Source organism: Tabrizicola sp. T74 (genome assembly GCF_057219935.1).
Genome location: NZ_JBXVVT010000008.1, coordinates 148,208 through 154,980, shown reverse-complemented (window position 1 = coordinate 154,980; position 6,773 = coordinate 148,208). Strand labels below are relative to the sequence as shown.

General features: G+C 66.8%; 5 protein-coding genes. All 5 read right to left on the bottom strand.

Translation table 11 applies throughout. The annotated features are described in order from the left end of the window. Positions 1-368 precede the first annotated feature (368 nt). Positions 369-1,874, bottom strand: a complete 1,506-nt coding sequence (locus tag AC2EAL_RS20735) for a tripartite tricarboxylate transporter permease (protein ID WP_484726142.1) — start codon at positions 1,872-1,874, stop codon at positions 369-371. 9 nt (positions 1,875-1,883) lie between these two features. After that, complete coding sequence (locus tag AC2EAL_RS20730; RefSeq protein WP_484726141.1) at positions 1,884-2,345, bottom strand: tripartite tricarboxylate transporter TctB family protein; 462 nt, start codon at positions 2,343-2,345, stop codon at positions 1,884-1,886. Between the two features lie 62 nt (positions 2,346-2,407). After that, positions 2,408-3,385, bottom strand: coding sequence for a tripartite tricarboxylate transporter substrate-binding protein (locus tag AC2EAL_RS20725; RefSeq protein ID WP_484726140.1), 978 nt, complete (start codon positions 3,383-3,385; stop codon positions 2,408-2,410). 203 nt (positions 3,386-3,588) lie between these two features. Beyond that, positions 3,589-4,932, bottom strand: a complete 1,344-nt coding sequence (locus AC2EAL_RS20720) for a sigma-54-dependent transcriptional regulator (RefSeq protein ID WP_484726139.1) — start codon at positions 4,930-4,932, stop codon at positions 3,589-3,591. After that, positions 4,929-6,659, bottom strand: a complete 1,731-nt coding sequence (locus AC2EAL_RS20715) for a sensor histidine kinase (protein ID WP_484726146.1) — start codon at positions 6,657-6,659, stop codon at positions 4,929-4,931. The genes AC2EAL_RS20720 and AC2EAL_RS20715 overlap by 4 nt, the downstream gene beginning before the upstream one ends. Positions 6,660-6,773 lie beyond the last annotated feature (114 nt).

Below are 6,773 nucleotides of genomic sequence, written 5' to 3'. Positions count from 1 at the left end.
GGTTCAAATCCTGCCCCCGCAACCAAATCTTCCCATAAAGATCAATGCCGTACGCCCCGCCAACCAGCGGGGCTTCCCGCGTTCCGCGCCCCTGACCAAGCTCGCGAAGATCACACCATGGCCACAGGATCGCGCCCAACTCCCCATAAAGTTCATTGGAATGGCCGTTGGATCCTTCCTGAGGTGCCGCGCAGTCGATCCGCCGCCCAACCTTGTGGCCAGGAGGCCGAGAGCGGGACGAGCAACGGCAGCGATGACGGTGGTGGCGGGAGCCCGGTCAGGCCAGGTTGCCGCCCTCGATAGCAGCAGGTCACGACCGGTGAGCCGACTGAACGACCGGCAGACATCGCGGCTTACTGACTTCCGACCTAGTCGGCCTCGACGAACACTTCGTCGCGCTTCTTGCGGATCGCTGGCATCAGCATCACCACAAGGACGGCTACGGTCAGCAACAACAGCGTCAGGCTGATCGGGCGCGTCACGAAGATCGACGGATCGCCACGGCCCAGGATCATCGCGCGGCGCAGGTTCTCTTCCAGCATCGGACCAAGGACAAAGCCGAGGAGGAGCGGCGCTGGCTCGCATTTCAGCTTGAGCAGCGTGTAGCCCATCAGACCGAAGAAGGCGACCGCGTAGAGGTCGTAGACGTTGGAGTTGACCGAATAGACCCCGATGGAACAGAAGGCCATGATGATCGGGAACAGGACGTGGTAGGGCACTTTCAGAAGCTTCACCCACAGCCCGATCAGGGGCAGGTTCAGGATCACCAGCATCAGGTTGCCGATCCACATGCTGGCGATGATGCCCCAGAACAGCTCGGGCTGTTCGGTGGCGACGTTGGGGCCGGGGACGATGCCCTGGATGATCATCGCTCCGACCATCAGGGCCATCACGGGGTTCGCCGGGATGCCCAGGGTCAGGAGGGGAATGAACGAAGTCTGCGCCCCGGCGTTGTTGGCCGATTCCGGTCCCGCGACGCCGGCGATGGCGCCCTGGCCGAACTCTTGCGGCGTGTCCGACAAGCGCTTTTCGACCGTGTAGGAGGCGAAGGAAGCCAGGACCGCCCCACCCCCGGGCAGGATACCCAGGACTGAGCCGATCGCGGTGCCACGGACCATTGGCGCGACCATCCGCTTCAGGTCTTCGCGCGACGGGAAAAGGCCGCCGAGTTTGGTGCCAAGGACGGTGCGATCCTGCTCGCCTTCCAGGTTGCGCAGGATCTCGGCGATGCCGAAGACGCCGACGGCGAGGGCGACGAAGCTAAGCCCGTCGGCATATTCGGTGATCCCGAAGGTAAAGCGGGGCGTGCCGGTGTAGATGTCGGTGCCGACAAGGCCGAGGATCAGGCCAAGGACGACCATCGCCAGCGCCTTCAGGATTGACCCGTGGGCAAGCGCGATGGCCGAGACGAGACCCAGGACCATCAGGCTGAAATACTCTGCCGCGCCGAACTTCAGCGCGATGGCGGTCAGGGGGGGCGCGAACAGCGCGACCAGAAGCGTCGCCACCGTGCCCGCAAAGAACGACCCCAGCGCCGCCACGGCCAGCGCAGTCCCCGCCTTGCCGCGCCGCGCCATCTGGTAGCCGTCGATGGCGGTGACGGCCGAGGAGCTTTCCCCAGGCATGTTGATCAGGATCGCCGTGGTCGAGCCGCCATATTGCGCGCCGTAGTAGATACCCGCCAGCATGATGAGCGAGGAGACAGGTTCCAGCTGGAAGGTGATCGGCAGTAGCATCGCGATGGTCGCGGTGGCCCCGATCCCCGGCAGGACCCCGATCAGGGTGCCGAGGATCACGCCGATCAGGCAGAAGAACAGGTTCTCCGGCGAGGCGGCAGTGGCGAAGCCGAGCGAGAGGTTGGAAAGAAGGTCCATTTCAATGCCTCAGAACGGAAGCCAAGGGCCGAAGCGGCGGAAGGGCAGGCCGAGGCCGTAGGAAAAGACCAGGGTGGCGAAGACGGTGACCCCGGCGGCAAGCAGCAGCGCCCAGGGCAGGCGCATCTTCAGCGAGGCAAGGGCTGCGATCAGCGTGGTCAGGAAGATGGCGGGAACGAAGCCCAGGCCACGGACGGTGAGGCCAAAAAAGATCGGTGCGGGCAGGATGAACAGGACCCCGCGCCAGGCCAGCGTGCCGATCCCCTCGCTGCCGCGGTCGTGGATGGCGCTCGCGATGATGGCGAGGCCCAGGAGGATCAGGATCCCGGACAGCACGAGCGGGAAGTAGCCCGGTCCCATCCGGAATGCGGTGCCGATTTCCAGCCCCAGCGCCTGTACGCCGAACAGAAGCCCGAAGGCGATGAACAGCAGACCGGCAAGAGCGTCGGTCCAGTCGATGGTGAGTTTCATGACGGTGGCGCCTCCCCTCGCCAAAGGTTGGGGGGCACCGCGCAGGCGCCCCCCGGATCAGGTCAGTCGGCGTAAACGCCAGCGGTCTCGATGATCGGCTTCCAGCGCGCGATTTCGGCTTCCAGCTTGGCCTTCAGGGCCTCGGGGGTCGCGTCAGCGGCAGGCGAGGGCGCGGTGCCCAGTTCCGCCAGCTTCTCGGCAATCGCCGGGTCAGCCAGCGCCGCCTGCAGCGAGGCGGAAAGGCGCGCGGTCACCTCGGCGGGCGTGCCTTTCGGCGCGTAAAGCCCGTGCCAGACGGACACCTCCATCTCGGGGAAGCCGCCTTCGGCCACCGTGGGCAAGTCGGGGAAGATGTCCAGCCGCGCGGGTGTCGTCACCGCATAGGCCTTGATCGTGCCGCCCTTGATCTGTTCGGCGGTGTTGGTGGTCTGGTCGCACATGATGTCGATCTGGCCGCCCAGAAGTTCCGTCATCGCCGGGCCGGTGCCCTTGTAGGGGACCGTCACGATGGGCGCCTCGACCGCCTGCATGAAGAGCATCCCGCACAGATGCGAAGCCGCGCCGATCCCGGCGTTCGCCATGGTGATCGTGTCGGCGTTTTCCTTCACGTAGGTGATCAGCGAGGCGAAATCCGCCGGTTCCAGGTCCTTGCGTGCGACGATGGTCATCGGAACTTCGGTCACGAGGCCGATGTATTCGAAGGCCTCGGTCGGGTTGTAGGCGAGGTTGCGGTAGAGCGTGGCGCTGGTCGCCATGCCGATGTGGTGCAGAAGGATGGTGTAGCCGTCGGCTTCGGCCCCCGCCACCTGGCCCGCACCGAGCGTGCCGCCGGCTCCGCCGACGTTTTCCACGATGATCTGCTGGCCAAGGTCGGCCGACATCTTCTCGGCGATCAGGCGGCCCACGGTGTCGGTGGGTCCACCGGCCGAGAACGGCACGACCATGGTGATCTGCCGTTCGGGATAGGTTTGGGCGAAGGCGGTTGATGCGGTCAGGACCGCGCCGGCCGCAAGGCCGGAGAGCGTTTTCGAAAGTGCCATGATGTCCTCCCAGACGTGGCTTGGTGTCCCCGGTCGGCTTCCTCCTCCGTCCGGGCTGCGGACAAGGGCGCGCGAAACCGGCGCGCGGGCAAAGGAAACCGTCGGGTGGCGGGAAGGTTTCCGACCCGTCGGCAGGGTGTTTGGGTAGGAATGGCCCCATCGCGGGCTTGGGCATGGGTGGATTTCCACCCACCTCAGGGCGATCAGCTCTCGCCCTCGTCCCCCTCGACGATCAGACGGCGGTCAAGGCCGTGCTTCTGCATCTTCTCGTAGAGCGTCTTGCGGCTGATCCCGAGCGATTCGTAGACCTTCCGCAGATGCCCGCGATGCGCGGCGATGGCCCCCGCGATCACGCTGCGCTCGAACCCCGCCACGCGGTCGGCAAGCCGCGGGGCTTCGGGGCCCGTGCCCTCCATCCAGTCGAGACCCAGGACGAACCGGTCTGCGGCATTCCGCAGCTCGCGCACGTTGCCCGGCCAATCGCGGGCGGAAAGCTCGGCCAGCAGCTCCGGGTCCGGGACGCGATCCTCGACCCCGTGACGCGCGGCAGCCTCGCGGACCAGTTGCAGGAACAGAAGCGGGATATCCTCGCGCCGGTCGGACAGCGCGGGCACGCGGATGGTGGCGACGGCAAGACGGTAGAGCAGGTCCTGCCGGAAGGTGCCCTGGGCGGCGGCCTGGGAAAGGTCGGCCTTGGAGGTGGCGAGAAAGCGGACATCCAGCGCGATGGGGTCGTTGGACCCAAGCCGGGTGATCACCCGGTCCTGCAGCACGCGCAGCAGGCGGGCCTGCAGGTCCAGGGGCATCGACCCGATCTCGTCCAGCAGGATCGTTCCGCCCCGCGCATGTTCAAAGCGGCCATAGCGCGCGCGAAGGGCGCCCGGAAAGGCCCCGACCTCGTGGCCGAAGAGCTCGCTTTCGATCAGTTGCGCGGGAAGGGCCGCGCAGTTGATCGCGATGAAGGGCTTGCCGGACCGCGGCGACAGGTCGTGCATCGCCTGCGCAACCACCTCTTTCCCGGCGCCCGTCGGCCCGGTGATCAGCGCATCTGCCTCGGACGGGCCAAGGGTGCGCACCAGGCGGCGCAGGTCGATCACGGCGGGGCTGCGACCCGGGAGCCGCGCCTCCAGGTCGTCGCGCTGACCCGCCACGGCGCGCAAGCGGCGGTTCTCGATCACCAGCGCGCGGCGATCCAGCGCGCGACGCAGGACAGCGGCCAATCGTTGCGTCGAGAACGGCTTTTCGATGAAGTCATAGGCCCCGCGCCGCATCGCCTCGACGGCCAGGGACACCTCGGCATGGCCCGTGATCAGGATCACCGGCAGTTCGCGGTCGGCCAGCGTCAGGCGTTCCAGAAGGCTCATCCCGTCCATGCCCGGCATCCGGATGTCCGAGATCACCGCGCCGGTAAAGCCGGGGCCGATGAAGGGCAGTGCGGCCTCGGCACTGGCAAAGGACTGGACGGTGAAATCCGCAAGCTCCAGCGCCTGCTCGGTCGACCGGCGCATCGCCTCGTCGTCATCGATAAGAAGGACGGTCTGCTTCATTCCGCGGCCAACGCACTGGTTCCGGCGCGGCGCAGCACCAGCGTGAAGACGGCGCCGCCGTCCGGATGGTTCGAGACCCTCAGGTCGCCGCCGAAATCCTTCATGATGTTGTAGCTGATCGACAACCCAAGGCCGAGACCCGATCCAAGCTGCTTGGTCGTGAAGAACGGGTCAAAGATGCGGTCTGCAATGGCAGGGGCGACGCCCGGCCCATGGTCGCGGATGGCAAGCGTCACCTCTTCGGCGGCTGGAGAGGCGGTCAGGTGGATGCGCCGGTCAGCCATGCCCTCGACCGCGTCGGCGGCGTTGGACACCACGTTGACGATCACCTGCTGCAACCGCACCGGGCCGCCCAGTACCGGGGGTAGTTCTGCGGACAGGTCCAGTACCACCTCGGCCCCTGCCGCAGTCAGGCGGGCTTGCGCGATGGTCAGCGCATCCCGCACCACCGCTGCCAGGTCCACGGCCTTCAAGGGCTCGTTCGGCTTGCGCGCCACGTTGCGCAGGTGGCGGGCGATCGCGGCCATCCGGTCGATCAGGCCCAGGATCTGGCCGATGTTTTCCTTGGCACGGGCCGTATCGCCCCGGTCGATCAGCAGCCCCGCGCTGTCGGCATAGTTGCGCGCGGCGGCAAGCGGCTGGTTGATCTCGTGGCTCAGCGCCGCAGACATCCGTCCCAATGCGGCCAGCTTTCCCGCCTGCACCAGGTCGGCCTGCATCCGGTGGAGGTCGGCGTTCGCACGGGTCAGGTCGGCCGTCCGCTCGGACACCTGGTGTTCCAGGTCGGCCCGCGCTGCGGCCTGCATGGCCAGGCGTTCCGCCAGCCGCGCCCGGCGCTGCGCGACGGTCCAGGCCGAAAGGAATCCGACCAGCAGGAACAGCGCGACAGCAACGATGATCAGGCGCGCCTGCGCCCGTAGCGGTGCCGCGTCCAAGAGGACGCGGACGGTCCAGCCCGCGCGGGGCATCGGCTCTTCGGTCGCGATGTATTCGTGCACCACGCTGTCGCCACCCGCCAATTGCATCAGCGTCACCCCGTTCGACGTTGCAGAGGCGACCTGCAGTTCGGTCAGGTCTGCGTCGGAATAGCGCCGGGTCTCGGCCAGCCGCGCGCGCCGCTCGTCGGTCAATGGCAGAATCCCGCGATAAAGCCAGTCCGCTTCGGTCGACATGAACACCACGCCCTCGGGATCGGTGACCAGGATCCGGTAGTCGCGCGCGCGCCAGCCGGCCTCGATCGCGTCGACCCCGACCTTCAGCGCCACCACCCCAAGGACCCGCCCAGTCTCGTCCCGGACCGGCGAGGCGAAGTAGTAGCCCCGCACCCCCGACGTAGTGCCCAATGCGAAATAGCGGCCCAGGCCACCATCGCGCGCTTCGGTGAAATAGGGCCGGTATGAGAAGTTCTGGCCGATGAAGCTGTCATCCCGGTCATGGTTCGACGCGGCAATCGTGTCGCCGTCCAGGTCGATGACGTAAAGGTCCGATGCCTCGATCAGCGCATTTGTCCGGGCAAGCCAGAGGTTCATGGCGGCAACCCGCTGCGCATCGTCCGGGTTGGCCAGCAATAGCCCGACCTCTTCATTCTGCGCCAGCAGGACAGGCAGCGCCTCATAGCGGCGCAGGTAGCTTTCCAGTGCGTTTACAGTTTGCCGCAGATTGCTCTCGGCCCGCTCCCGTCCCTCGGTCAGGACGTTGCTGGTCGCCATCTGGACAACCACGGGCATCAGCAGCACGGAAGCCGCGGCAAGGGCCCACATCCAGCTACGCAGCCTGCCCTTCATCGCGGAACGGACCCCTCTCTATCCCATGCGCACATGGCGCCCTGTCTTGGATCGCGG

Excerpts from the sequence above, each read along its gene's own strand:
- AC2EAL_RS20720 (WP_484726139.1), bottom strand. The coding sequence starts at position 4,932 with ATGAAGCAGACCGTCCTTCTTATCGATGACGACGAGGCGATGCGCCGG.
- AC2EAL_RS20725 (WP_484726140.1), bottom strand. The coding sequence starts at position 3,385 with ATGGCACTTTCGAAAACGCTCTCCGGCCTTGCGGCCGGCGCGGTCCTG.
- AC2EAL_RS20730 (WP_484726141.1), bottom strand. The coding sequence starts at position 2,345 with ATGAAACTCACCATCGACTGGACCGACGCTCTTGCCGGTCTGCTGTTC.
- AC2EAL_RS20735 (WP_484726142.1), bottom strand. The coding sequence starts at position 1,874 with ATGGACCTTCTTTCCAACCTCTCGCTCGGCTTCGCCACTGCCGCCTCG.
- AC2EAL_RS20715 (WP_484726146.1), bottom strand. The coding sequence starts at position 6,659 with ATGCCCGTGGTTGTCCAGATGGCGACCAGCAACGTCCTGACCGAGGGA.